Below are 22406 nucleotides of genomic sequence, written 5' to 3'. Positions count from 1 at the left end.
TCCCGGCTAGCCGCTGTTGTGGGAGCGACGTAAGTCGCGATGAAGCGTCACCGATAACCCATCGCGACTTATGTCGCTCCCACAAGAGCGGTCAAAGAAAGGGGCGAGCCGAAGCTCACCCCTTGATGCACACCACCTGGCGCAGCGTGTGGACGACCTCCACCAGGTCGCTCTGCGCCGACATTACCGCGTCGATGTCCTTGTAGGCCGCCGGTGATTCGTCGATCACGCCGGCGTCCTTGCGGCATTCGACGTGCGCCGTCGCCTCGCGGTGCTGCGACAGCGTGATCTGCTGGCGCGCCGCGGTACGGCTCAACACGCGGCCGGCGCCGTGGCTGCAGCTGTGGAAGCTGTCCGCGTTGCCCTTGCCGCGCACGATGAAGCTCTTTGCGCCCATGCTGCCGGGAATGATCCCCAGCTCGCCTGCGCGCGCGCTCACCGCGCCCTTGCGGGTCACCAGCAGGTCCACGCCGCCATGCGTTTCCTTCTGCACGTAGTTGTGGTGGCAGTTCACCGCCATCTTCTCCAACTGGAACTTCGGCAGACGGTGGCGCATCTCCGCCAGTACGCGCGACATCATCGCTTCGCGGTTCTCGCGGGCGTAGTCCTGCGCCCACGAGACCGCTTCCACGTAGTCGTCGAACAAGGGCTCGCCCTCCATGAAGAAGGCCAGGTCCTTGTCCGGCAGGTGGAAGCCCAGCACACGGTGCGCCAGTTGCTCGCGCGCCCGCTCGATGAAGTAGTTGCCGATCAGGTTGCCGGTGCCGCGCGAACCGCTGTGCAGCATCACCCACACCGCATCGGCCTCGTCCAGGCAGATCTCGATGAAGTGGTTGCCGCCGCCCAGCGTGCCGATCTGGCGATCCAGCTTGTCGGTACGGATCTTGCGGTGCTTCTGCTTGATCGCCTCCAGGCGTGGTTCCAGTCCCGACTGCGTGATGCGCGTGCGGATGCTGTCCGGCAGCTTCCAGTGCTCCCCGCCGCGCCCGTTGCCGACCGGCACGCTGCGCTCGATGCTCGAGCGCAGTTGCGCCAGGTTGTCCGGCAAGTCCTTCGCGCGCAGCGTGGTCCGCACCGCGGCCATGCCGCAGCCGATGTCCACGCCGACCGCCGCCGGAATGATGGCGCCGCGCGTCGGGATGACCGAGCCCACGGTCGCGCCCTTGCCCAGGTGCACGTCGGGCATGACCGCGACCCACGGGCCGACGAAGGGGACGGCCGCGATGTTCCGCAGCTGCTCGTGGGCGCCCTGGTCCAGGGGCACGCCGCGCACCCAGCCCTTGATCGGCGTGGTGCTGCCCTCGGCGTGCAGCAGTTCAAACGTAGTGCTCATGTTCCTTTTCCTTTCGTCCGCGAGCATCGGCGCCCCGGACGGATCTCTTTCATTGCGTGTTGTGGAGTCGATGCACGCGCAGTTCGCGTGTACCGAGCTGTCGCTTGTGGCGAGCGTAGACCTCATTGCTCCCGTAGAGCGCCCGATCGCCGTGGACGACGGATCGCCCTGCACCCCGATGGCCGTACGCGACGACGGTGCAGCCTCGCACCACGTCGGCGACGCCTCGGCCACGACCGGCGGGCGGGATCAAGGCCAACTCGACCTCGTACCAGATGCCCTTCAGGCGGTGCAGCTGACGCAGCGGCCCCAAGTCGATGCGGTCCGGCGTCTGTTCGAGCATCGACCACGTTACCCGTTCCTGCCGACGAAGCTGCTCGCGTTCGCGATTGCGGCGCAGCAGTCCCGTCGCGGGATCCACGTAGAGCTTCGGTGCCCAGCGGTCGGCCAACGGCGTCGGTTGTCCCCAGCCCTTGAGCCAGTGCAGCCGGCCATCGATGATCGACAGCCGCATCGCCACGAAATCGGCCAGGTGCTGGTGGATGTGCTGCTGCACGGTGCTTCGCCGATCGATGCCGGCACAGATCTCCGAATACACCTTGTCCCACGGCCTGCCGACCTGTCCGTGCAGGTAGCGTTCCAGCGGTCGCAGATTCTCGTTGAGCCATTTCCGGTGCTGGTGGCGCCAGCGCAGGCTTTCCTGCATCGGCGCGCCCTCATCGTCGGCGTGCGGCGCACGCTCGCGGGCGTAACTTCCGCCGCGTCGCGGCCGCTCCACGATGACCTTGAACATGTCGTTGCGCATGTGTCGTCCTTTCATCCTTGTGGACCGCGACGGCCGCGTCCATGCGGCCGCCACGGTTTGCTACTTCAATGTCACCAATTGCTTCAGCACGCCATCCAGGCCGCCGAACACGGTGAGCTTGTCGATCTTCTCGGTGACCTTCTCCAGGGCCTCGAGCTCCTTCAGGCGCATCAGCACCGGCGACTCGTCGATCAGCTTCGCGGTGTTGAGCAGGGAACGCGTGGCGTTCGCCTCCTCGCGGCGACGGATCACGTTGGCTTGCGCCGTCTTCTCCGCCTGCACCACCCCGTTGAGGATCTCCTTCATCTCGCCCGGCAGGATCACGTCCTTCACGCCCACGCCCAGCACCTCGACGCCGAGCCCGGCCATCTGGCCGCGCACGTAGGCGAAGATGTCGGCGTCCAGCGAGGCCTTGTCGCCCAGCAGTTCGTCCAGCGTCTTGGCGGAGACCGCCTTGCGCAGGCCGTACTGCAGCTCGCGGTAGACGAAGTCGCCGACCTTCGCGACCTTGGTGCGCGCGGCCACGACGTCGGTGACGCGGGTGCTGGCGGCCAGGTTCACGCGCAGGCTTACCTTGTCGCGGGTCAGGAGCTCCTGGCCCGAGACCTCGATCGCCTGCACGCGCAGGTCGACGATGTCCACGACCACGTTCTTCTGGAAATTCCAGAAGGCGTAGCTGCCCGGGGCGAGCGTGCGCTCGAGCTTGCCGTCGATGAACACCAGGCCGGCGAACTCCGCCGGCACATCGGCCACCACCGCCAGCCTCGACAGCGCACCCAGCTGGCGCAGGCGCCGCGCGACGGCGACGTCCACGTCCGGCGTGGCGAGCGCCACCGCCTGCACGTCGACCTTCACCAGGCCGATCCAGTACAGGCGCCGCGTGCCGGGTGGCAGCACGTCTTCCAGCTTGCCGTTCTTCAGCACCAGACCCACCTCGTCCACGCCGATGTCGGCGAGAACGAAGGTGTCGCCCAGACGCTCGCCGAGGCACGCGATCAGCGCGTCGACATCGTGGCCAGCGTATTCCGGTGCGGCGATGTTGAAGGTGCGCACCTCGATCCGACCCATCGGGTCGAACCAGCGGTACACGCCGGGCGCGAGCAATTGCTCGAACCGACGGTTGCGATACACCAGGCCGCGCTCGCCGTCACCGATCACGACCCTCTTGGTCCAGAACATGGCGTTGTTCTCCTTGTTGGCTCTGGTGGTTCGATCCGGATCCAACGGATCGCCGCGGTGGATCGAATCCCGCGACGAACGGTGCCCATCGCGATTCGCGATCGGCGGAAGAAGGTGGAAACGCCCCTGGACGGAGGCGATGCGGGCGATCGGCGCTGTCGGCGGAAGCATCGCAACGAGGCCGCGGTCCATGGACTGCGTCGAACGCTGCGCGCCTCCGCGTCGAGGGCGCGGTGCCGGCTTCGACCCCGCTGCGTGCGTCGTCTAACCGCAATCCATCGCAGAAGAACGACACGCCGCACGGGGCGTTTCCTGGGGGGGACTCGCGTCCCTGATTCCAGATTTACAGTCTGGTGTTGGAGCAGGATTCGAACCCGCGACTCTCGGATTAACTGTCCGATGCTCTACCCATCTGAGCTATCCAGTGGTGGACGAACCGGATTCGAACCGGTGGCCAACGGCATGCGCCGCTGCTCTGCCTCTGAGCTTCCGTCCGCTCGAGGAACACCGTCTCCCACGCTTCGGCATACGCCACGGCAGCGCCGCGCGCACCGGACGGGACGCTAGCCCGTACCGCTGTAGCGTGTTCGATCGATGTTCCCCATTGCCGGCTGTCGCCAACCGGCAATCCGTTCGGGCGCGACGCGCCCTTGTGGGTGTTCTCTCCACGTGCAGCCCGCGTCGGGGCATCACGACGCAGCGCACATGCGCCAGTCGCAGCCGCGCCCCCGCATCGGGGCGCGCACGCGCGCTACCCGGATGCCCCAGGGCGGAAAGGAACTTCCGTGGTGGAAAGAAACGAACCTCGATGCATGCGCATCCTCCGCGAACGCTGAAAACAAAACGCCCCCGGGTATGGCGACCCGAGGGCGTTCGCGTTCCTCGGGAGATCGGGGTGGCCGATCTCCCAGGGAGTCAGCCGGATGTCAGAAGTCCAGGTGCCGTGCGCGTTCGATATCGCGCAGGTCGCTGCCGTTCGCACGCAGCGCCAGGCCGCAGCGCGATGGCTGCAGGGCGGGCTTGCTGTCGAAGGAATAGGCGGGCTTCATGGGAAGAATTCGATTGCTGAAAAAACGGCCACGTGGCCGACGGGCGCGGACAATACGCCGCTTGTTTGCGATGCGCAACACTTTTTTAATTTTATTTTCGATGCCCGACCAGCGGCGGCGAAATCAGTGGCGAGTGGCTGCCGTTAGAATGACGCCTCATTCCCTGCCTGCGCGTCGCATCGTGGCCTCTCCTTTCTCCGATCCCGCTCTCGATGCCCTGATGCTGCCCTTCGCACAGGGCGTGCTCGCCTGGCCGTCCAGGCCGGTGCTGTTCCTGCGCGCGCGCGATGGCGCCGCGTTGCGCCAGTTCCCGCTGTCGCAGCTGGTATGCGAACAGAGTTTCCGTCCCGACGCCGAACTGCTGGAACGCGCTGGCCTGCGCGTCGTCGCCGATGCAGCGGTCGAACCGACGCGCTACGCCCTGGTGCTGGTGTTGCCGCCGCGCCAGCGCGAAGAAGCGCGCGCGTTGCTTGCGCGCGCCGTGCAACTGGCGGCGCCGGATGGCGTCGTCGTCGCCGCGATGACCAACAACGAGGGCGCCAAGTCGGGCGAAACCGACCTGAAGCAACTCGCGGGACTGGCCGGCACGCTGACCAAGTTCCATTGCCGCACGTTCTGGACGCGCAAGCGCGCGGACAGCATCGACGACGCGTTGCTCGCGCAATGGTCGGCGCTGGACGCGCCGCGCCGGATCGAGAGTGGCCGCTACCTCAGCCGTCCGGGCGTGTTCGCCTGGAACCGGATCGATCCGGCCTCTGCGCTGCTGGTCGAATGCCTGCCGACGGATATCGCCGGACACGGCGCCGACCTGGGCGCGGGATGGGGATTCCTGTCGCTCTCGCTGCTGGCGCGCAATCCCGGCATCGCCGCGCTCGATCTGTACGAGGCCGAGGCACGCGCGTTGTCGCTGGCCAGGGCAAACCTCGCGGATGCCGGTGCGAGCGCAACGCTCGATTTCCACTGGCACGACGTCACCGCGGGATTGCCGCAGCGCTACGACTTCATCGTCAGCAATCCGCCGTTCCACACGCAAAGCCGTGCGGACCGTCCGGACATCGGCCAGCGCTTCATCACCGCCGCGGCCGCCGCGCTCAAACCGGGCGGGCGCCTGTGGCTGGTGGCCAACCGCCACCTGCCGTACGAGCAGACCTTGAATGACAGCTTCGGCGACGTGCGCGTGGCCGGCGAGCGTGACGGTTTCAAGGTGATTGCCGCCACCAAGGCGAGGCGGTGAGCGCATGAAGATCGTCAAGCACATCGCCAACCTCGGCTACGGCAGCCGCAAGGACGTCCAGTGGATGTTCCGCGAAGGCCGCATCACCGACGCCGCAGGCGAGGTGCTGTACGCCGATGATCCGGTCGACCACGACGCCATCCGCGTGGATGGCGAGCCGCTCGACCCTGCACCGGGCGTCGCGATCCTGCTGCACAAGCCGGTGGGCTACACCTGCTCGACCAAGGACACCGGACGCATCGTCTACGACCTGTTCCCGCCCCGGTTCCGCGATCGCTCGCCGGTACTGTCCACGGTCGGGCGCCTGGATCGCGAGACCAGTGGCCTGCTGCTGCTCACCGACGACGGTGGCCTGCTGCACCGGATCATTTCGCCCAAGGCCAACCTGCCCAAGGTCTACGACGCGACGCTGGCGCAGGACCTGCGCGGCGACGAAGGCGTGCTCTTCGCCAGCGGCACGCTGATGCTGGAATCGGAGCAGACGCCGCTTGCGCCGGCCCGCCTGCACGTCATCGATCCGCGCCATGCGCAGCTGACGCTCACCGAGGGCCGCTACCACCAGGTACGCCGCATGTTCGCCGCCGTTGGCAACCATGTGGAGGCGCTGCATCGCAGTCGGGTGGGTGGACTGACGCTGGACGGGCTGCCGGAAGGCCAGTGGCGCATCCTGGATGCGGATGACCTGCGCCGGCTGTTCGAGGCGACCGCGTGAGCATACCGGCACTGCCGTTCACGCCGGCGGCGGTGATCTTCGACATGGACGGGCTAATGCTGGACAGTGAGCGCGCCATCATCGCGTGCCTGGCGGAGGCGGCGCGCGAGCGCGGCCACGATCTGCCCGAGCTGCTGTGGCTGTCGATGGTCGGCCATAGCGAAGCCGTGTGCCGCCACTTGCTGGACGAGGCAGTCGGCGAGGCGGAGCGAGAACGGATCCTGCAACGCTCGCATGTGCTGTACGACGCCGTTGTCGCGGCTGGCATGCCACACCGGCCGGGCATCATCGAGATGCTGGACTTCCTGCAGGTGCAGGGCATCCCGCGCGCGGTGGCGACATCGACGCGCCGTCCGCTGGCGTTGAAGAAGCTGGAGGCTGCCGGCCTGCTGACCCGGTTCGATGCGATCTGCACCAGCAGCGACGTCGAACATCCCAAGCCTGCCCCGGACATCTACCTGCTGGCCGCGCGATCGCTCGGCATCGAGCCGTCGCGCTGCCTGGTACTGGAGGATTCCCCCACGGGCGTGCGTGCCGCACTGGCAGCCGGCATGTACCCGATACAGATTCCCGACCTGCTGGTGCCGGACGATGCGGTGCGTGCGCTCGGCCATCTCATCCTGCCGTCGCTGGATGATGCGCGACTGTTGCTGGAGCAGCGATTGGCGATGTCTTCGCGTACCTGACGTGGGAGCGACGTAAGTCGCGAAGCTGTTTCAGCGAAAGTCCGAGGCGCTGCTGGGGAATTCGCTGATGGCGCTTCGCGCGGTGTTCGCCAAGCTGACCTCCTTTACAGGAGGGTTGGCATGTCGGGATATTCGGATCTGAGAAAAGGGCGCGTTTCCCAGCCCGGTCGAGCCTACTTGGTGACCTTCACAACAGCGGAACGCAAGCCATTGTTCAAGCAACCAGGGCGGGCCATGGATGCCTGCCGCGCGATGACCTGCTCACGGCTGTGGTATCGCTCGAGACTGCTGTGCTGGGTGTTGATGCCGGATCATTGGCATGGCGTGATCGAGCTGGGCGAACTGGATAGTCTGCCAACGCTGGTCCAGCGATTGAAATCGAACAGCGCCAGGATCGTCCGCTTGCGTCATCCGGATACCGGCCAGGTCTGGGAGAAGGGGTTTCATGATCGCGCGTTGCGCGATGCATCCGGCGTGCTTGCGACCGCCCGATATGTCGTCGCGAATCCGCTGCGTGCGGGACTCGCATGCAGCGTTGGGGAATACGCGTGGTGGGATGCTGTCTGGATAAGCAACGACACGGCTGCGACCGTTTGATGATTGCTGAAAGCGTCGCGACTTACGTCGCTCCCACATCACTTCTCCATCCTGCAGCCTCGTCCTCACTCCGCAAACAGCTTCGCCCAGCCCGCATGTCCCAGCGCATCCAGCGTCTTCACGTTGCGCTCGACGATGATGTCGGGGTCCGGAAAGGCTTCCACCGCGCGATCGATGCTGGCTTCGCGCAGGAGGTGCAGGGTGGGGTAGGGCGAACGGTTGGTGTAGTTGCTGATGTCGTCCGGCATCGTGCCGGCGAACTGGTAGTCCGGATGGAAGCTGGCGACCTGGATGACGCCTTGCAGGTCGAGCGCCTCGACGGCCGCATCGGCATTGTCGAGGAAGTCGTTGTAGTCCAGGAAATCCGTCAGCACATCCGGGTGCACGATCAGCGTGGTGTCGACCTGCTCGGGATCGGTGTCGCGCAACAGCACAAGCTCTTCCGCCAGTTCCTCCAGCAGGGCTTCCGGCGTGCTGGCATCGCTCAGCACGAAGCGCACCTGCTGCTTCACGTACACCGCCTTGGCGAACGGGCACAGGTTCAGCCCGATCACCGCGCGCTCCACCCAGCGACGCGTGGCGTCGATGGGGTCGCTTGCCGCGCCCGTGGTGGCCGGCGTATCAGTCACGGAAGTTGTCGAACTGCAGCGGCAGCTCGAATTCGGTCTTCTTCAGCAGCGCGATGACGTCCTGCAGGTCGTCGCGCTTCTTGCCGGTGACGCGCAGCTTGTCGCCGTTGATCTGCGCTTCTACCTTCAGCTTGGCGTCCTTGATCGTGGTGACAATCTTCTTCGCCAGCTTCTGCTCGATGCCCTGCTTGACGGTGATCTTCTGGCGCGCGCCGGCCAGGTTGGTTTCCACATCGCCGAATTCCAGGCAGCGGGCGTCGATCTGGCGCGCGATCAGGCGCGCACGGAGGATATCGGTCATCTGCTTGAGCTGGAAATCGCTGGGCGCGGACTGGGTGATCAGCTTCTCTTCCAGCACGAACTTGGCGTCCACGCCCTTGAAGTCGAAACGGGTGGAGAGTTCGCGGTTGGCCTGGTCCACGGCGTTGGTGAGCTCGTGGACGTTGACTTCGGAGACGACGTCGAAGGAGGGCATGGGGGGAATCCTGTTACCGGGCGCGGAATTCTACCGTGCGCCGGGAAGCGGGATCGCGTCGGCCGAGGGCAGCGCGTTGGCGGGACGTCGCCGCCCCACGAGACGGCGCACCGTTTCGCACAGCAACAGCGGGACGATCCAGCTGCACCAGAGCAGGGTCGCGATCAGGGTCGGCGACGGCACGAGTCCGCCGGCAATGGCGAGGGGCAGCGACAGGCGGAAGACGATCGGCGCCAGCGTCACCGCGTAGTTGCGGACCATCCAGCGGCGGTGTCGGTCCACGAGGCCGTGGCGGATGGCGATGAAGCCGACCAGCGCGGTGGCCAGCCAGGCCAGTGCGGTCGACGAGAACGCGATGCGGATGGCGAGCGGCGCAGGCGAGCTGGCGATCAGTCCGGCCGCGCCGGTCGCGGCGACCAGCATGCCCGACAGGTAGACGCGGCCCATCACGCGGTGCATGCGCGGATGGCGTCGGCGCGACTGGGTGAAGAACTGCACCGGACCCAGCAATACCGTCGTGAGTCCGCCGGCCAGATGCATCCACAGCCAGCCCCGCCGCGTCATGAACATGCCGTAGGCGGTCGAATCGAGATGCCGATATTTCCCATAGGCGGCGACCAGGAACTCGATGCTGGCGAGCCCGAGCAACAGCCACAGCACCGCCCAGGCCAAGCGCACGGCAAGCCGCGAGCGGGGCGATGCAAGGGTGCCTGGAGCGATCACAGTCATGGGCCTGCCTGCAGGATGGACGCGCGCAGGGTAGCGCACGCGCGGCGGAACATGACCAGGGAGGCGATAATGCCGCATGACCACCCCCCGTTCCTCGCTTACGTCCGCCGTCCTGCTGATGCTGGCCGCGGTGCTGCTGTTCGCGCTGATGGATGCCGGCCTGAAGCTGCTCTCTGCGCAGTACCCGCCGCTGCAGGTCGCAGCGCTGCGTGGGCTGTCTTCGCTGCCGCTGGTGGCGATCTGGGTGCTGGCGACGGTGCCGGCCGTTTCCCTGTTGCGCGTGCACTGGCCGCTGCACCTGCTGCGCGGCGCGCTGGGCATCGCGATGATGGCCGGGTTCGTCTACGGCTTGCGCACCATGCCCTTGTCCACGGCCTATGCGATCACCTTCGTGGCGCCGCTGCTGGTCACCGCGATGGCGGGGCCGCTGTTGAAGGAGCGGGTGGGGGCGGGGCGCTGGACCGCGATCGTCATCGGTCTGGTCGGCGTCCTGGTGATCCTGCGGCCGACCGGCGAAGGCATGTTGACCGCCGGTGGCCTGGCCATTCTCGTTGCGGCCATCTGCTATGCGCTGGGCGCGGTCACTGTGCGCATGCTCGCGCAACGCGACAGCACGCAGGCGCTGGTGCTCTGGTTCGTCGTGCTGCTGTCGCTCGGGGCGTCGTTGCTGGCACTGCCCGCATGGAAGCCGCTGCAGGCCTCGCACGGCTGGATCATCGCCGGGGTGGGCGTGTCCGGCTCGCTGGCGCAGGTCGCGCTGACCGAAGCCTTCCGCCGCGGCGAGGCGTCGTTGATCGCGCCGCTCGAATACACCGCGCTGATCTGGGGCGTGATCCTCGATGTCACGCTGTGGTCGGTGCTGCCCGACGGCGTGACCTGGATCGGCGCCGGCATCATCGTCGCCAGTGGCCTGTATCTGCTGCGCCGGGAGAACGTGCACGTGGAGTCGGAACACCCCTGACGCCGCCGCGTTTTGCGGCATCATGCGCGCATGCCCATCGTCCTCGTCCTGCTGTTCGTCTTCCTGCTGCTCGCCCTGTGGGTGGTGCTGCTTCCGCTGTCGCTGTGGCAGCGATACCGCTATGGGCGCTCGCGACGCATGGCGCGTGGGTGGCTGCTGGCGCTCAACGCCTGGAGCCTGCTGGTCTCGGTCGCGATCTTCCTCGTCGTCAGTGCATTCGGCCTGATCTGGTGGCCCGACAGCCTGCTGGGTGCGGGCGCGGGATTGGCGGCCGGCGTCATGCTGGGCCTGCTGGGCCTGTGGCTGACGCGCTGGGAAGTCGCGCCGCAGGGCGTGTTCTACCAGCCCAATGCCTGGCTGGCCCTGCTGCTGGTCGTCATCGTCGCCGCACGCATCGTGTGGGGGATGGTGCAGATGGTGGAGTACTGGCGCTCGCAGGCCGAACCCGCCACGCACGCCCTGCTGAGCGGGCATGGCAGCCTGCTCGCGGTCGGCGGCCTGCTGCTCGGCTACTACCTGGTCTACGCCTGGGGCGCCAAGTGGCGCGTCGCGCGCCTGGAGCGGCTGCGGGGATACGGCGCGCATTGACGGCGGAAAGCAGAAAGGCGGCGGGCCCGGAAGCCCGCCGCCCCATCGGCGCGTTGGAGCGATGGATCAGAAGCGCGCGCCGATACCCACGCCCACGACCCACGGGTCGATCGTCAGTTCTTCGCCGGTACCCTGGCCGGCCACGCGCACGCCGGCGTCACCCTTCATGTAGCGCACGTCGGTCCGCGCGAACCAGGTTTCGTTGATGTTGAAGTCCATGCCTGCCGTGGCGATGGCGCCCTTGGCGGTTTCCAGGCCCACGTGCGCACCGTCACCGCCGATGCTCTCGTTGCTGAAATTGGACTCGTAGTAGCCCAGGCCCAGGAACGGGCGCATGACCTGGTCGGGCGTACCGAAGTGGTACTGGCCGCTCAGCGCAATCGGCTGCTGGTCGACGGTGCCGATCTTGCCGGCACCATCCGCCTTGACGCGGTGGTTGAACTTGTCGGCGGCGCCCCACAGTTCAACGGCGATGTTGGGGGTGGCATACCAGCTTGCGCTGATCACGGGCGCCACGTCACCGTCGATCTTCAGGCCGGGCGCGGGATCGCGATCGGGCTTGAGGATGGCGGCGCCGCCGACCACGGCGAAGCGCTTGCTGGCGGCATCGGACGTCGTATCGGTCGTTGCATCCTGCGCCAGGGCAGGTACGGCAATGAGGGAAGCCAGGGCAATCGTGAGGGTACGAATGGATTTCATGCAGGAATCTCCTGTTCTGTTTTCTTATGTCCCTTCCGTGCGTTGCGATGCGTGATGCGTCGCCGCCGTCAGGGCGAGCGCACCGTAACCACCACTGCATGAATGCCTCCTGCTGCGCGACGTGAACCAATCGAGAACGGCGCTGAAAATGCACCCTTTCGCGCTTCCATTTCACGGTGCCTGCATTTCGCTGAGCGCGTGCGGCCCGTCATTCATGCCATGCGCCGTGCCAGCGATCGCTCCGTCGGGCGCCGCCGGGCATGGCGGGTCGCCCCGGCCTGCGCTACTGTTCGCGCAAACGGAGTGGCGCCATGGCGAGCAGCAAGGCGAAGACGGTCGAGGAATACCTCGCGGAACTGCCCGAGGATCGCCGCACGGTGATCGCCTCGGTCCGCGACCTGGTCAACCGGCACATCCCCGACGGCTACGTCGAGGCGATGAGCTGGGGCATGATCGCGTGGGAGGTGCCGCTGTCGCGCTATCCGACCACCTACAACAAGCAGCCGTTGCCGTATGTCGCGCTGGCCGCGCAGAAGCAGTACTACGCGCTCTACCTGACGGTGTGCTACGCGAACTCCGCGCAGGACGTGGTGCTGCGCAACGCCTACGCGGACGCCGGCATGAAGCTGGACGTGGGCAAGAGCTGCCTGCGCTTCAAGAAGCCGGCCGAGCTGCTGCCCGAAGTGATCGGCCGCGTGATCGCCTCCACGCCGGTGGACACGCTTATTGCACAATACGAAGCCAGCCGCGCACGGACGTGACCCGCATGCCCCCTGCCAAACGCAAGCGCCGTACCGGCGCCACGGCGCTGCCGTCGCCCGGCGACCACCTGACCATGGCGGATCTGGCGAAAGTGGCTGGCGTATCGGCGATCACCGTCTCGCGCGCGTTGCGCGACAGCCCGCTGGTGAATGCGGAAACGCGCGCCCGCGTGCGCGAGGTCGCCCAACAGTACGGTTATTCGTTCAATGTCAGCGCGCGCAACCTCAAGCTCCGCCGCAGCATGACGGTGGCGGTGGTGGTGGAAATGAAGCCCACCGTCGAGCGCCAGATGTCGGGGCCTTATCCGCTCGATCTGCTGGGCGGCATCACCCAGGAACTGACCTCCACCGGCTACAGCGTGCTGCTGACCTCGCTGCAGGGCGGTTCGCTGCCGAACGTGCAGGCCGCCGATGGCGTGATCCTGCTGGGCCAGGGCGCGCATGAGGACGCGATGCACGAAGTGCAGCGCTGGGGCCGGCCGATGGTGGTGTGGGGTGCGGTCAGCCGGCACGAATCGCAGGTCGTGGTCGGCAGCGACAATCGCCGCGGCGGTGCATTGGCGGCGGAGCGTTTCATCGCGCTCGGTCGCAGCCGCCCCGCGTTCCTCGGCGATCCGGCCCATGGCGAGTTCGCCGAACGCCTCGAAGGTTTCAGCGCCGCGCTGGCGCGCCATGGCATCACGCCGATCGCGCCGACCGTCACCAGTTTCACCGTCGGCGCGGGCGCGGATGCGGTACATGCGCTGCTGCAGGCGAACCCGCAGGTGGACGCGCTGTTCGCCGCCAGCGATCTGTTGGCCATCGGCGCGATCCGCGCGCTGATCGAACGTGGGCGGCGGGTACCCGAGGATGTCTCGGTGATCGGCTACGACGACTCCCCGCTGGGCGCGACCTACGTGCCGCCGCTGACCTCGGTGCACCAGAACTTCATCGATGCCGGCGTGCTGCTGGCCCGCAAGGTGCGCGCCCTGATCGAGGGCGACGAGGCGGTGTCCGAGACCCTGCCGACCCATCTGGTCATCCGCACGACCTGAGCGCATTGTGCTGCTGCATCGCAGCGGCCACCCGGTGGACATCCGGGCGCGTCGAGCCGCGTCTTGTTGTCAACAAGCCATTGAATGAAAAGGGATTTGTCTATGTCCCCGCCTCGGCGTTGGCAGGACTCCGGAGCTTGAGAGGGCTCTTTGACATCGATAACTTGACATCGATAACAACGACTTCTAGCGTGCCCCCGCCCGTGGTTCCGCCACGGCCGGTAACAGGTGAGCACGAGGATGTCGGTGGAACAGAAGCAGGCGCATACATCGGGTCAGGGCACGGCGGGCGAAAGCCGGTCCGATCCCTGGCGGCTTATCCAACGGGCGTTCGACGGCGAACGCGCGGCGCGCGATGAAACCCTGTTCGCCCTCGCCAACGGCACGCTGGGCGTGCGCGGCGCGCTGGAGGAAGACGACAGCCCCAGCGATGGCACGTTCCTGTCGAGCGTGTTCGAGCAGAACCCCATCCACTACCACGAGCGTTTCCCCGGCTTCACCCGCAGCACCGACACGCGGGTGCCGGTCGCCGAGGGCAAGCACCTCCGGCTGCAACTCGGCGACACGCCGCTGCGCCTGCAGGAAGCAGAGTGGCTCGACTTCGAGCGCACGCTGGATCTCGCCGCCGGGGCGCTCGAGCGCCGCCTGCGCCTGAAAACCGCGCAGGGGCATACGCTCGAGATCCGCGCGCGCCGCGTGGTGCCGCTGGCCGAGCGCGCATTGCTCGCCATCCGGTTCGAAGTGGCGTCCATCGACTATGCGGGCCCACTGACGCTGTGTTCATCGATCGAGACCGGACGGCAGGCCGTCGAACAGGGCGATGATCCCCGCATCGGCGTGCACGGCGGCAAAGAGCTGCACGTTGCGGACGAGCACGCCGATGACCAAGGCGCCCGGCTGACGCAGCGCACCCATCACAGCGGCGTCGCCCTGGTGTGCGCACAGCGGCACCGGCTGTCGCCGGGCCTGGTGTTCACCGCGGCGCAGGCGGGCGATGGCCGCGTGGAGCAACGCTTCGGCGCCACGCTGACGCCAGGCGCGTCCGTGGTGATCGAGAAGTACGTCGCTTACGACGACGGCAACGGCCAGGCCCAGGACAGCGTCGACGCCGTGCTGGCGCGCGCGTTGCGCGTCGGCTTCGACGGCATCGCGGCCGCGCAGGCCGACGGCCTGCATGCGTTCTGGCAGCGTGCCGGCCTGTCGGTGGAGGGCGATGCCGCGGCGGAGCTCGCGCTGCGCTTCAACCTGTTCCACCTGCTGCAGTCGGCGGGGCGCGACGGCATCAACGGCACGGCCGCCAAGGGCATCACGGGCGAAGGCTACGAAGGCCATTGCTTCTGGGATACCGAAGCCTTCGTGCTGCCGGTCATGGCGTTCACCGCACCGGACGTAGCGCGCGCGATGCTGATGTACCGCTTCCGCACGCTGGACGGCGCACGCGACACCGCGCGTGCCATGAACCATCCCCGCGGTGCGCTGTACCCCTGGCGCACCATCGCCGGCCGCGAATGTTCCGCGCACTATCCCAGCGGCTCGGCGGCGTACCACATCAATGCCGCCATCGCCTACGGGATCGGGCTTTATCTCGACGCCAGCGATGATCTCGACTTCCTCAGCGAGGCTGGCGCCGAGATTCTTTTCGAGACCGCGCGCATCTGGCCGCAGGCCGGCCATTTCAATCCGCGGCTCGACGGTGCGTTCTGCATCCACGAGGTCACGGGACCGGACGAGTACACCACGCTGGTCAACAACAACTGGTACACCAACCGCATGGCGCAGCGGCACCTGCAGCGCGCCGTCGACGCCTGGGCCCGCCTGTCCGCCGATCGCCCCGATGCACTGCGCACCCTCGCCAGCCGCATCGGGCTCGATGCCGATGAAGTCGCGCTCTGGCAGCGCGCCGCCGACGCGATGCACCTGCCGGTGGACGCGGCGCTCGGCATCCATCCGCAGGACGACGATTTCCTCGCCAAGCCGCGCTGGCCGTTCCCCAGGCGCGAAGGGCCGCATCGCCCGCTCCTGCTCGATTACCACCCGCTCACCCTGTACCGCCACCAGGTCTGCAAGCAGGCCGACGTGGTGATGGCGATGGTGCTGGCCGGCGATGGCGTCGACCTGGGCGCGAAGCGCCGCGACTTCGATTACTACGACGCCGTCACCACCCACGATTCCACGTTGTCGGCGCCGGTCTACGGCATCCTGGCCAGCGAGGTCGGCCAGAACGGCAAGGCCTGGGACTATTTCGACGCCAGCCTGCGTGTGGACCTGGACGACCTGCACGGCAACACCGACCACGGCGTGCACATGGCGGCGATGGCCGGCAGCTGGCTGGGGCTGGTGCAGGGCTTCGGCGGCTTGCGCATCGTGGCGGGCCGGCTGCAGTTCGCCCCCACCTTGCCGCAGGCCTGGAAGGGTTACGGGTTCAACCTCCGCTGGCGCGGCTGCGCGCTGCGCGTGGACGTGGACGCGCGCGGTGTTCGCTATCGGCTGGATGAGGGCGATGCGCTGGCGTTCGGCCACGCCGGCAGCGAAGTGATACTGAAGGCAGGGCGCGAAGTCGCGCTGCCGCTCGCAGTGCCATCGCCACCTAAGATGCCGCTGCCCCGCGCTTGCGACGCGCTGATCTTCGATCTCGACGGCGTGCTGACCGATACCGCGCACACGCATTACCGGGCATGGAAGCGGCTGGCCGACGAGATCGGCGTGCCGTTCGACCTGCAGGTCAACGAACGCCTGAAGGGCGTGGACCGGATGGCGTCGCTGGAGATCATCCTCGAGCGCGCCACGCGAAGCTATTCCAACGACGAGAAGCGCGCGTTGGCCGATACGAAGAACGGCTACTACGTGCAGGAGATCGCGCACGTCGGTCCGCAGGATCTGTTCGACGGCGTGAGCGAGGTACTGGATGCGGCGCGCGCGGCGGGCCTGAAGCTCGGCCTGGCGTCGGCCAGCCGCAATGCGCCGACGCTGCTGCAGAAGCTGGGTATCGCGGACCGCTTCGACTACATCGCCGATGCCGGGCGCATCGTCCGCGCCAAGCCCGACCCGGCCATCTTCCTCGACGTCGCCGCCGCGCTCGGCGTGCCGGCGCACCGCTGCATCGGCGTGGAAGACGCCGCGGCCGGCATCGAAGCCATCCATGCGGCGGGCATGGCCGCGATCGGCATCGGCGACGCGCGCGCGCTGCGCCATGCCGATGCCGTCATCCCGCACATCAACGCGTTTGACCTGAGGACGTTCGTATCGCCTTGACCGCACGTGGCCACAGAAGCCGCGGTGGGCAGCCAGCCAACAACACGACAACAATGCAAGTGGAGGGAGGGACCATGCAACACACCAAGCACCCGATGCGCTACGCCCTGTCGGCCGCCATCGCGCTGGCGCTATCGCCGGCGCTGGCGAGCGCGCAGGAAGCCGCACCCGCGGCGCCCGCCGACCAGGAGGCCAAGACGCTGGACGCCGTGGTCGTCAGCGGCACGGCCAAGTTCAAGGGCCTGCGCAAGCGCGACGCCAGCTTCTCGATCAGCACCGCCACGCCCGAGCAGATCCAGGAAACCGCGCCCACCAGCACCGCCGACCTGCTGAAGATCGTGCCAGGCGTCTGGGCTGAGGCCAGCGGCGGCGGTACCGGCGCCAACGTCTTCGTGCGCGGCATGCCGTCCGAGGGCGATGCACCGTTCTTCACCCTGCAACTGGACGGCTCGCCGATCTTCCCGCCGCCGACGCTGTCGTTCCTCGAGAACACCACGCTGTTCCGCATCGACGACACCATCGCGCGCGTCGAAGGCCTGCGTGGCGGCCCCAGCCCCATCTATTCGAACGGCCAGCCCGGCGTCACCGTCAATTTCATCCAGAAGAAGGGCGAAGACACGCCCGAAGGCCTGGTGCGCCTGACCGTGGGTACCGACGACCTGCGTCGCGTCGATTTCTACAGCGGCGGCCCGCTGGGCACCGACACCGGCTGGTACTACAGCGTGGGCGGCTTCTACCGCGAGACCGATGGCGTGCGCCAGACCGGCTTTCCGGTGGAGAAGGGCGGCCAGCTCAGCGCCACGCTGACCAAGCGCTGGGCCGAGGGCGAGTTCAATTTCTACGCGCGCCACACCGACGACAAGAACACGTTCTATACCGCGGTACCGTTGGTTTCGCGCAACAACGGCGAGGACATCTCCGGTTTCCCGGGGCTGGATCCCACCACCGGCACGCTGGTCGGCGACGACTTCCGCCGCGTCAGGCTGCCCACGGGCGTCGGCAACCAGACGATGACGCGCGACCTGGCCGATGGCCGCGGCGTGGACATCGACGTGTTCGGCGGCTCGCTGGACTGGTACGTCGGCAACTGGACGATCAGCGACAAGTTCAACTACCTGAAAGGCGATGCGCCGACCTACGCACTGTTCACCGGCGCCAATCCGCAGACTCTGTCGTCGTACATCACCGACACCTATGGCGCAGGGGTGACTGGCACCGGCACGTTCGTCAATGGCGGCGGCGCGGTCGATCCGAACCAGCAGGTGCTGACGGCCGGCTTCTGGGTGGTGGACAAGGAGATCAGTTCGTTCACCAACGACCTGCGCTTCAGTGTCGACCTGACCGACAGCAACGCCCTGACCTTCGGCATGTACTACGCCGACTATTCGTCCAAGGACCGCTGGTGGCTGGGCAACAACATGCTGCTCACCGCGCAGGACAATGCGCGCCGCGTGAACCTGGCGCTGTCCAACGGGCAGGTCGCCACGCGCGACGGTTTCGTGGGCACCGCGTTCTACAACATCCGTGGCGACTACGACGGCCAGAACACGGCCTTCTTCATCGCCGACGAATGGACCGTCAACGACCGCATCCGCCTGGACGCTGGCGTGCGCTATGAGCGGCAGGAGGTCAACGGCATGGTGTGGGATCCGGTCACGGTCGACCTGGACGGCAATCCGGACACGCTGTACGACAACAACACCTCGGTCTCGACCACGCCGCGCAGCATCGACCAGAACGACAGCGACGTGTCGTGGACGGCGGGCCTGAACTACACGCTCAACGACAGCGTCAGCCTGTTCGGTCGCGTCAACTCGGGCTTCACCTTCCCGCAGTTCGACAATCTGCGCGACGGCGCCAACAACAAGACCGAGATCGACCAGTACGAGCTGGGCCTGAAGGCCGGCGGCGAGACGTACGAGATGTATCTCACCGCGTTCTACAACGACTTCACCGGCCTGCGTTACCAGGCGTTCGACAACAACGGCAACAACGTCGTCATCATCGGTGACTCGAAGGCGCGTGGCCTGGAGTTCGAGGGCGCGTGGCGACCGGTCGGTGGGTTCGAGCTGGCCTGGAACGCGACCTGGCTGCGCGCCAAGTATGGCGACTTCTCCACGTTCGACGGCAACCAGGTGGTGCGCCAGCCGAAGTTCCGCGCACGGCTGACGCCGAGCTACTACTGGTCGCTGCCGTGGGGCGACCTGAAGGTGTTCACCACCTACACCCACGTGGGCGATCGCTACTCGGATCCCGCCAACGGCCAGGTGCTGCCGAAGTACGACACCTGGGACGTCGGTGCCAGCGCGCACCTGGGCGACCACTGGGAGTTCACCTTCTCGGGCCGCAACGTCACCGACGAGATCGCGCTGACCGAGGGCAATGCCCGCGTGCTGGGCAATGCGACCAGCGGTGGCGTGTTCATGGGCCGTCCGCTGGAAGGTACGTCGTACCAGGCCTCCGTCGCCTACCGCTGGTGATGTAGCGCGGCCCGTGTTCGCGCGGGCCGTCTTCCGCCGCCGCGCCGTCTCTCCCCGGCGCGGTGGCGGATATCCTCTTTGCACTGGGCGTCGCGCGGCAGGGCCGCGCTGACGTCGCGCACGAACCGACCGGTACCGCCCATGACGCGCACCCGCATGATCCTGGCGATGATCCTGACCTACATGATCTTCGCCATGCTGTTGAACTCCGTGGGCACGGTGATCCTGCAGTCCATCCAGGGCTTCGGCATCAGCAAGGCCGATGCGAGCCTGCTGGAAGCGTTCAAGGACCTGCCGATCGCGGTCACGTCGTTCCTGGTGGCCTCGTTCCTGCCGAGGCTGGGGTATCGCCGCGCGATGATGCTCGGCCTGTCGCTGGTCGCGCTTGCCTGCGCCGCGATGCCGCTGCTGCATGCGTTCTGGGCGACCAAGTTGCTGTTCACCACGGTCGGCGTGTCGTTCGCGCTGGTGAAGGTGTCGGTGTACTCCAGCATCGGCCTGCTGACCGAGGACGCGAAAGGACACGCCGCGTTGACCAGCACGGTCGAAGGCTGGTTCATGGTCGGCATCCTGGGCAGCGCGTGGCTGTTCGCCGCGTTCATCAATGCTGAGGTGCCGGGCGATCCGGCGTGGCTGGACGTCTATTGGGTGCTCGCCGCCCTGTGCGTGGCGGTGGTCGTCCTGCTGGCGACCTGCACGCTGGACGAACGCGCCGCGCAGGATGGCCATGCGGCGGGCGAGTCCTTCGTCGACATGTTCCGCCTGCTGGCGTTGCCGCTGGTGGCGGTGTTCCTGGTGTCCGCCTTCCTCTACGTGTTGATGGAGCAGGCGATCAACACCTGGTTGCCGACCTTCAACCGCGAGATCCTGTACCTGCCCACGACGCTCAGCGTGCAGGCGGCCGGCATTTTCGCCGGGTCGCTGGCGCTGGGCCGGCTGGGTGGCGGCGTGCTGCTGCGGCGCGTGCCCTGGTTCTGGTTGCTGAGCGGGTGCGTGGTCGCGATGGCGGTGCTGGTGCTGGTGGCGCTGCCGCTGGCCGCGAACGTGCAGCCGCGCGAAGGCATGACGTGGTGGAACGTGCCGCTGGCCGCCTATGTGTTTCCGTTGATCGGCCTGCTGATGGCGCCGATCTACCCGGCGATCAATTCGGTGGTGCTGAGCGCGCTGCCGAAGGCGCGGCATGCGGCGATGACGGGCTTGATCGTGGTGTTCTCGGCGCTCGGCGGCACCACCGGTTCGTACATCACCGGACAGTTGTTCGCGCATTTCGACGGGTCGCGCGCGTTCTACCTGCTGCTGGCGCCGATGGCGCTGCTGGTGGTGTCGATGGCGCTGCTGCAGCGTGCGGTATCGAAGCGGAACGGCATGCTTCCGGTGGCGTGATGCGAACGCGTTGACGCCGCGTGGCGTATCGTTCGCCCTCCTGTTCTGGACGAGACGACGCATGAATGCGACCGGCGTGGCATTGGCTCTCTTCATCGGCATGCTGCTGCCGCTGCAGGCGTTGATCAACGCCTCGCTCGGGCGACAGACCTTCGGCCCGGTGTTCGCGTCGCTGGCGTCCTTCATGGTCGGCACCGGCGTGCTGTTGGCGTGGTGGCTGCTGACGCGGCCGGTGTTCGTGCCCGCGGCACTGGGCAAGGTGCCGTGGTGGGCGTGGACCGGTGGCGTGATCGGTGCGGTGTTCGTGGCCTCCGCCACCCTGCTCGTGCCGCGGCTCGGCGCTGCCTCGCTGATCTGCCTTGTGGTGGCCGGACAACTGGTGGGTTCGGTGGTGCTGGACCACTTCGGCGTGCTGCATCCACGACAACCCGTCGATGTCGTGCGTATGGCCGGCCTTCTGCTGGTGGTAGCGGGTGCGGTACTGGTGGTGAAACCCTGGCAGGGTGCCGGCGGCTGAGCATGGACGTGCTGACCGGCCTGCCGCCGGTGGTCGCGCCGGACTGCCGCGTGCTGATACTGGGATCGATGCCGGGCACGGCCTCGCTGCAGGCGGCGCGCTACTACGCCCATCCGCGCAACCGCTTCTGGCCGGTGATGGAAACGCTGACGGGCGTGGCGGCGGATGCCGCCTACGAGGTGCGACTGGCGGCCCTCCAGCGCGCGGGCATCGGTTTGTGGGACGTGATCGGCGAATGTCGTCGCACCGGCAGCCTGGACAGCGCCATCGTGCGCGGCAGCGAACGACCGAACGCGATCGTGCCACTGATCGCCTCGCTGTCCGGGCTGCGCGCCATCGCGTTCAATGGCGCGACGGCGTCATCGCTGTTCCGCCGCCATGTGCAACCGCAGTGGCCAGCGGCATCGCAACGCCGCGTGCAGAGCGTGGCGCTGCCATCGACCAGCCCGGCGCATGCCGCGATGGGACTGGCCGCATTGTGCGAGGCGTGGAGCGTGCTGACGCCGTGGCTGGCAGACTCAGCCCAACGCGGGGCGGGACTGCGGCCGGACCCGTAGCCACACGGTCTGCACCGCGAGCACGACCGCGACGACGACCGCCACCACCGCGGCCGTGTCGCTGCCTGGCACGGTCCAGCCCGACTGCTTCACGTACACCGCCGCCAAGGCCCACAGCGCGGCCGCGGCAAACAGCAGGTTGCCGCGCATGCGATGGTTCGCCCACAACAGCAGCGCGGTCGCCAAAGCGAACAGCACCAGCGTCCATGGCAGCATGGCGTCGGTCGGCAGCAGCCGGTATGCCACGATCACCTGCGCGGTGTTGAGGAAGGCCGCCATCGACAGCCATCCCGCATGCAGCGACAGCGGCGCCCATGCCCACGCAGTGAGGCCCGGGGTGGTGGTGCGCGCGTCGGAAAGCGCCACCGCGCAGCGCAGCAGGCAGGCCAGCGCCCCCCAGATGATCAACAACGCCAGCCAGAACAGCTGTTGCGAGAACACCGGCATCCACACGGCGGTCAGCGCGAAGCCGCCCGCCGCCCACGGTCGCACACCGGCGAGAGGCGCCGTCGCCACCCGCCGCGAAAACGCCTGCCAGACGCCGAACACGACGTCCCACAGGAAGATCAGGCCCCAGATGGCGAAGGCGTAGCCGGCCGCCACGATGAGCGTCGGATATTGGTCCGAGATCGCACCATTGGTGGGGCCGAACGAACCCTGCTGTGACAGCCAGGACACGACGGGCATGGCGAGCGACAACAGCAGGACGAGCCAGCGCATGGGAACCTCCGGGAAGGGATGGGCGG

Annotated in this window: 22 protein-coding genes and 1 tRNA gene; 13 read left to right on the top strand and 10 right to left on the bottom strand. The window is 67.4% G+C overall.

The features are described from left to right. Positions 1-115 precede the first annotated feature (115 nt). The 5 genes from ACSQ19_RS05860 to ACSQ19_RS05840 form a co-directional block, all read right to left on the bottom strand. A complete protein-coding gene (locus tag ACSQ19_RS05860) occupies positions 116-1333 on the bottom strand; it encodes an RtcB family protein (RefSeq protein WP_436000570.1) in 1218 nt (405 codons plus the stop codon). 49 nt (positions 1334-1382) lie between these two features. Next, a complete protein-coding gene (locus ACSQ19_RS05855; protein WP_436000568.1) occupies positions 1383-2138 on the bottom strand; it encodes a hypothetical protein in 756 nt (251 codons plus the stop codon). 60 nt (positions 2139-2198) lie between these two features. Next, complete coding sequence (locus ACSQ19_RS05850) at positions 2199-3317, bottom strand: slipin family protein (RefSeq protein WP_436000567.1); 1119 nt, start codon at positions 3315-3317, stop codon at positions 2199-2201. Between the two features lie 425 nt (positions 3318-3742). Beyond that, positions 3743-3812: transfer RNA gene (locus tag ACSQ19_RS05845), tRNA-OTHER, on the bottom strand. A gap of 431 nt (positions 3813-4243) precedes the next feature. Continuing rightward, positions 4244-4366 (bottom strand): hypothetical protein, encoded by a 123-nt coding sequence (locus ACSQ19_RS05840; protein WP_255412318.1) that lies wholly within the window; start codon positions 4364-4366, stop codon positions 4244-4246. 181 nt (positions 4367-4547) lie between these two features. Here ACSQ19_RS05840 and ACSQ19_RS05835 point away from each other — a divergent pair, with 181 nt between their 5' ends. The 4 genes from ACSQ19_RS05835 to ACSQ19_RS05820 all read left to right on the top strand — a co-directional run bounded on the left by ACSQ19_RS05835 (position 4548) and on the right by ACSQ19_RS05820 (position 7595). Next, positions 4548-5600: a class I SAM-dependent methyltransferase gene (locus tag ACSQ19_RS05835; protein WP_436001109.1), complete on the top strand. Its 1053-nt coding sequence runs from the start codon at positions 4548-4550 to the stop codon at positions 5598-5600. 4 nt (positions 5601-5604) lie between these two features. Further along, positions 5605-6312 (top strand): pseudouridine synthase, encoded by a 708-nt coding sequence (locus tag ACSQ19_RS05830; RefSeq protein WP_436000564.1) that lies wholly within the window; start codon positions 5605-5607, stop codon positions 6310-6312. Continuing rightward, positions 6309-6998, top strand: coding sequence for an HAD family hydrolase (locus tag ACSQ19_RS05825; protein WP_436000562.1), 690 nt, complete (start codon positions 6309-6311; stop codon positions 6996-6998). Before ACSQ19_RS05830 ends, ACSQ19_RS05825 begins: the two co-directional genes overlap by 4 nt. Before the next feature lie 120 nt (positions 6999-7118). Continuing rightward, positions 7119-7595, top strand: a complete 477-nt coding sequence (locus ACSQ19_RS05820) for an REP-associated tyrosine transposase (RefSeq protein WP_299345685.1) — start codon at positions 7119-7121, stop codon at positions 7593-7595. Positions 7596-7660: 65 nt separating this feature from the next. Here ACSQ19_RS05820 and ACSQ19_RS05815 read toward each other — a convergent pair whose 3' ends face one another. Genes ACSQ19_RS05815 through ACSQ19_RS05805 form a run of 3 tightly spaced genes read right to left on the bottom strand, consistent with a single transcriptional unit; the run spans position 7661 to position 9428 of the window. Next, positions 7661-8224, bottom strand: a complete 564-nt coding sequence (locus ACSQ19_RS05815) for a DUF1415 domain-containing protein (RefSeq protein ID WP_436000559.1) — start codon at positions 8222-8224, stop codon at positions 7661-7663. After that, positions 8217-8699 carry a YajQ family cyclic di-GMP-binding protein gene (locus tag ACSQ19_RS05810; protein WP_093489837.1) on the bottom strand — a complete coding sequence of 161 codons (483 nt, stop codon included), beginning with the start codon at positions 8697-8699 and terminating at the stop codon, positions 8217-8219. The genes ACSQ19_RS05815 and ACSQ19_RS05810 overlap by 8 nt, the downstream gene beginning before the upstream one ends. A 30-nt stretch (positions 8700-8729) precedes the next feature. Next, on the bottom strand, positions 8730-9428 hold the full coding sequence (locus ACSQ19_RS05805; protein ID WP_436000557.1) for a DUF2306 domain-containing protein: 699 nt from the start codon (positions 9426-9428) through the stop codon (positions 8730-8732). Positions 9429-9504: 76 nt separating this feature from the next. Here ACSQ19_RS05805 and ACSQ19_RS05800 point away from each other — a divergent pair, with 76 nt between their 5' ends. Next, complete coding sequence (locus tag ACSQ19_RS05800; protein WP_299345691.1) at positions 9505-10389, top strand: DMT family transporter; 885 nt, start codon at positions 9505-9507, stop codon at positions 10387-10389. Between the two features lie 30 nt (positions 10390-10419). Continuing rightward, positions 10420-10977, top strand: coding sequence for a DUF1453 domain-containing protein (locus ACSQ19_RS05795; RefSeq protein WP_299345694.1), 558 nt, complete (start codon positions 10420-10422; stop codon positions 10975-10977). Positions 10978-11043: 66 nt separating this feature from the next. Here ACSQ19_RS05795 and ACSQ19_RS05790 read toward each other — a convergent pair whose 3' ends face one another. After that, entirely contained in the window at positions 11044-11676 is a 633-nt protein-coding gene (locus ACSQ19_RS05790; RefSeq protein WP_296278977.1) for an OmpW/AlkL family protein, read from the bottom strand. Between the two features lie 311 nt (positions 11677-11987). Here ACSQ19_RS05790 and ACSQ19_RS05785 point away from each other — a divergent pair, with 311 nt between their 5' ends. The 7 genes from ACSQ19_RS05785 (at position 11988) to ACSQ19_RS05755 (ending at position 21660) form a co-directional block, all read left to right on the top strand. After that, entirely contained in the window at positions 11988-12437 is a 450-nt protein-coding gene (locus ACSQ19_RS05785) for a DUF1801 domain-containing protein (protein ID WP_436000554.1), read from the top strand. 5 nt (positions 12438-12442) lie between these two features. After that, positions 12443-13471 (top strand): LacI family DNA-binding transcriptional regulator, encoded by a 1029-nt coding sequence (locus ACSQ19_RS05780; RefSeq protein ID WP_436000552.1) that lies wholly within the window; start codon positions 12443-12445, stop codon positions 13469-13471. A gap of 240 nt (positions 13472-13711) precedes the next feature. Beyond that, entirely contained in the window at positions 13712-16723 is a 3012-nt protein-coding gene (gene pgmB, locus ACSQ19_RS05775) for a beta-phosphoglucomutase (RefSeq protein ID WP_436000550.1), read from the top strand. A gap of 74 nt (positions 16724-16797) precedes the next feature. Next, a complete protein-coding gene (locus ACSQ19_RS05770) occupies positions 16798-19203 on the top strand; it encodes a TonB-dependent receptor (protein ID WP_436000548.1) in 2406 nt (801 codons plus the stop codon). A 141-nt stretch (positions 19204-19344) separates the two neighbouring features. Continuing rightward, positions 19345-20586, top strand: a complete 1242-nt coding sequence (locus ACSQ19_RS05765; protein ID WP_436000546.1) for an MFS transporter — start codon at positions 19345-19347, stop codon at positions 20584-20586. Positions 20587-20647: 61 nt separating this feature from the next. Next, positions 20648-21103, top strand: coding sequence for a DMT family transporter (locus ACSQ19_RS05760; protein ID WP_296278983.1), 456 nt, complete (start codon positions 20648-20650; stop codon positions 21101-21103). Positions 21104-21105: 2 nt separating this feature from the next. Next, positions 21106-21660 carry a DNA-deoxyinosine glycosylase gene (locus ACSQ19_RS05755; RefSeq protein ID WP_436000543.1) on the top strand — a complete coding sequence of 185 codons (555 nt, stop codon included), beginning with the start codon at positions 21106-21108 and terminating at the stop codon, positions 21658-21660. On the opposite strand, the gene ACSQ19_RS05750 is transcribed toward ACSQ19_RS05755, so the two are convergent. Continuing rightward, the gene (locus ACSQ19_RS05750; protein ID WP_299345717.1) at positions 21622-22380 is read right to left on the bottom strand and encodes a hypothetical protein; all 759 of its coding nucleotides are present in this window, start codon (positions 22378-22380) and stop codon (positions 21622-21624) included. The two genes, ACSQ19_RS05755 and ACSQ19_RS05750, sit on opposite strands and share 39 nt — an antisense overlap. Between the last annotated feature and the right edge of the window lie 26 nt (positions 22381-22406).

The organism is Pseudoxanthomonas sp. LjRoot127 (genome assembly GCF_964253495.1).
In the GTDB taxonomy this organism is placed as follows: domain Bacteria; phylum Pseudomonadota; class Gammaproteobacteria; order Xanthomonadales; family Xanthomonadaceae; genus Pseudoxanthomonas_A.
This window is presented reverse-complemented; position numbering and strand designations above follow the sequence as displayed.

Bases quoted from the DNA above. Each gene is read 5' to 3' on its own strand.
- ACSQ19_RS05860 (WP_436000570.1), bottom strand. From the start codon at position 1,333: ATGAGCACTACGTTTGAACTGCTGCACGCCGAGGGCAGCACCACGCCG.
- ACSQ19_RS05855 (WP_436000568.1), bottom strand. From the start codon at position 2,138: ATGCGCAACGACATGTTCAAGGTCATCGTGGAGCGGCCGCGACGCGGC.
- ACSQ19_RS05850 (WP_436000567.1), bottom strand. From the start codon at position 3,317: ATGTTCTGGACCAAGAGGGTCGTGATCGGTGACGGCGAGCGCGGCCTG.
- ACSQ19_RS05840 (WP_255412318.1), bottom strand. From the start codon at position 4,366: ATGAAGCCCGCCTATTCCTTCGACAGCAAGCCCGCCCTGCAGCCATCG.
- ACSQ19_RS05830 (WP_436000564.1), top strand. From the start codon at position 5,605: ATGAAGATCGTCAAGCACATCGCCAACCTCGGCTACGGCAGCCGCAAG.
- ACSQ19_RS05820 (WP_299345685.1), top strand. From the start codon at position 7,119: ATGTCGGGATATTCGGATCTGAGAAAAGGGCGCGTTTCCCAGCCCGGT.
- ACSQ19_RS05810 (WP_093489837.1), bottom strand. From the start codon at position 8,699: ATGCCCTCCTTCGACGTCGTCTCCGAAGTCAACGTCCACGAGCTCACC.
- ACSQ19_RS05805 (WP_436000557.1), bottom strand. From the start codon at position 9,428: ATGACTGTGATCGCTCCAGGCACCCTTGCATCGCCCCGCTCGCGGCTT.
- ACSQ19_RS05800 (WP_299345691.1), top strand. From the start codon at position 9,505: ATGACCACCCCCCGTTCCTCGCTTACGTCCGCCGTCCTGCTGATGCTG.
- ACSQ19_RS05795 (WP_299345694.1), top strand. From the start codon at position 10,420: ATGCCCATCGTCCTCGTCCTGCTGTTCGTCTTCCTGCTGCTCGCCCTG.
- ACSQ19_RS05790 (WP_296278977.1), bottom strand. From the start codon at position 11,676: ATGAAATCCATTCGTACCCTCACGATTGCCCTGGCTTCCCTCATTGCC.
- ACSQ19_RS05785 (WP_436000554.1), top strand. From the start codon at position 11,988: ATGGCGAGCAGCAAGGCGAAGACGGTCGAGGAATACCTCGCGGAACTG.
- ACSQ19_RS05780 (WP_436000552.1), top strand. From the start codon at position 12,443: ATGCCCCCTGCCAAACGCAAGCGCCGTACCGGCGCCACGGCGCTGCCG.
- pgmB (WP_436000550.1), top strand. From the start codon at position 13,712: ATGTCGGTGGAACAGAAGCAGGCGCATACATCGGGTCAGGGCACGGCG.
- ACSQ19_RS05770 (WP_436000548.1), top strand. From the start codon at position 16,798: ATGCAACACACCAAGCACCCGATGCGCTACGCCCTGTCGGCCGCCATC.
- ACSQ19_RS05765 (WP_436000546.1), top strand. From the start codon at position 19,345: ATGACGCGCACCCGCATGATCCTGGCGATGATCCTGACCTACATGATC.
- ACSQ19_RS05760 (WP_296278983.1), top strand. From the start codon at position 20,648: ATGAATGCGACCGGCGTGGCATTGGCTCTCTTCATCGGCATGCTGCTG.
- ACSQ19_RS05755 (WP_436000543.1), top strand. From the start codon at position 21,106: ATGGACGTGCTGACCGGCCTGCCGCCGGTGGTCGCGCCGGACTGCCGC.
- ACSQ19_RS05750 (WP_299345717.1), bottom strand. From the start codon at position 22,380: ATGCGCTGGCTCGTCCTGCTGTTGTCGCTCGCCATGCCCGTCGTGTCC.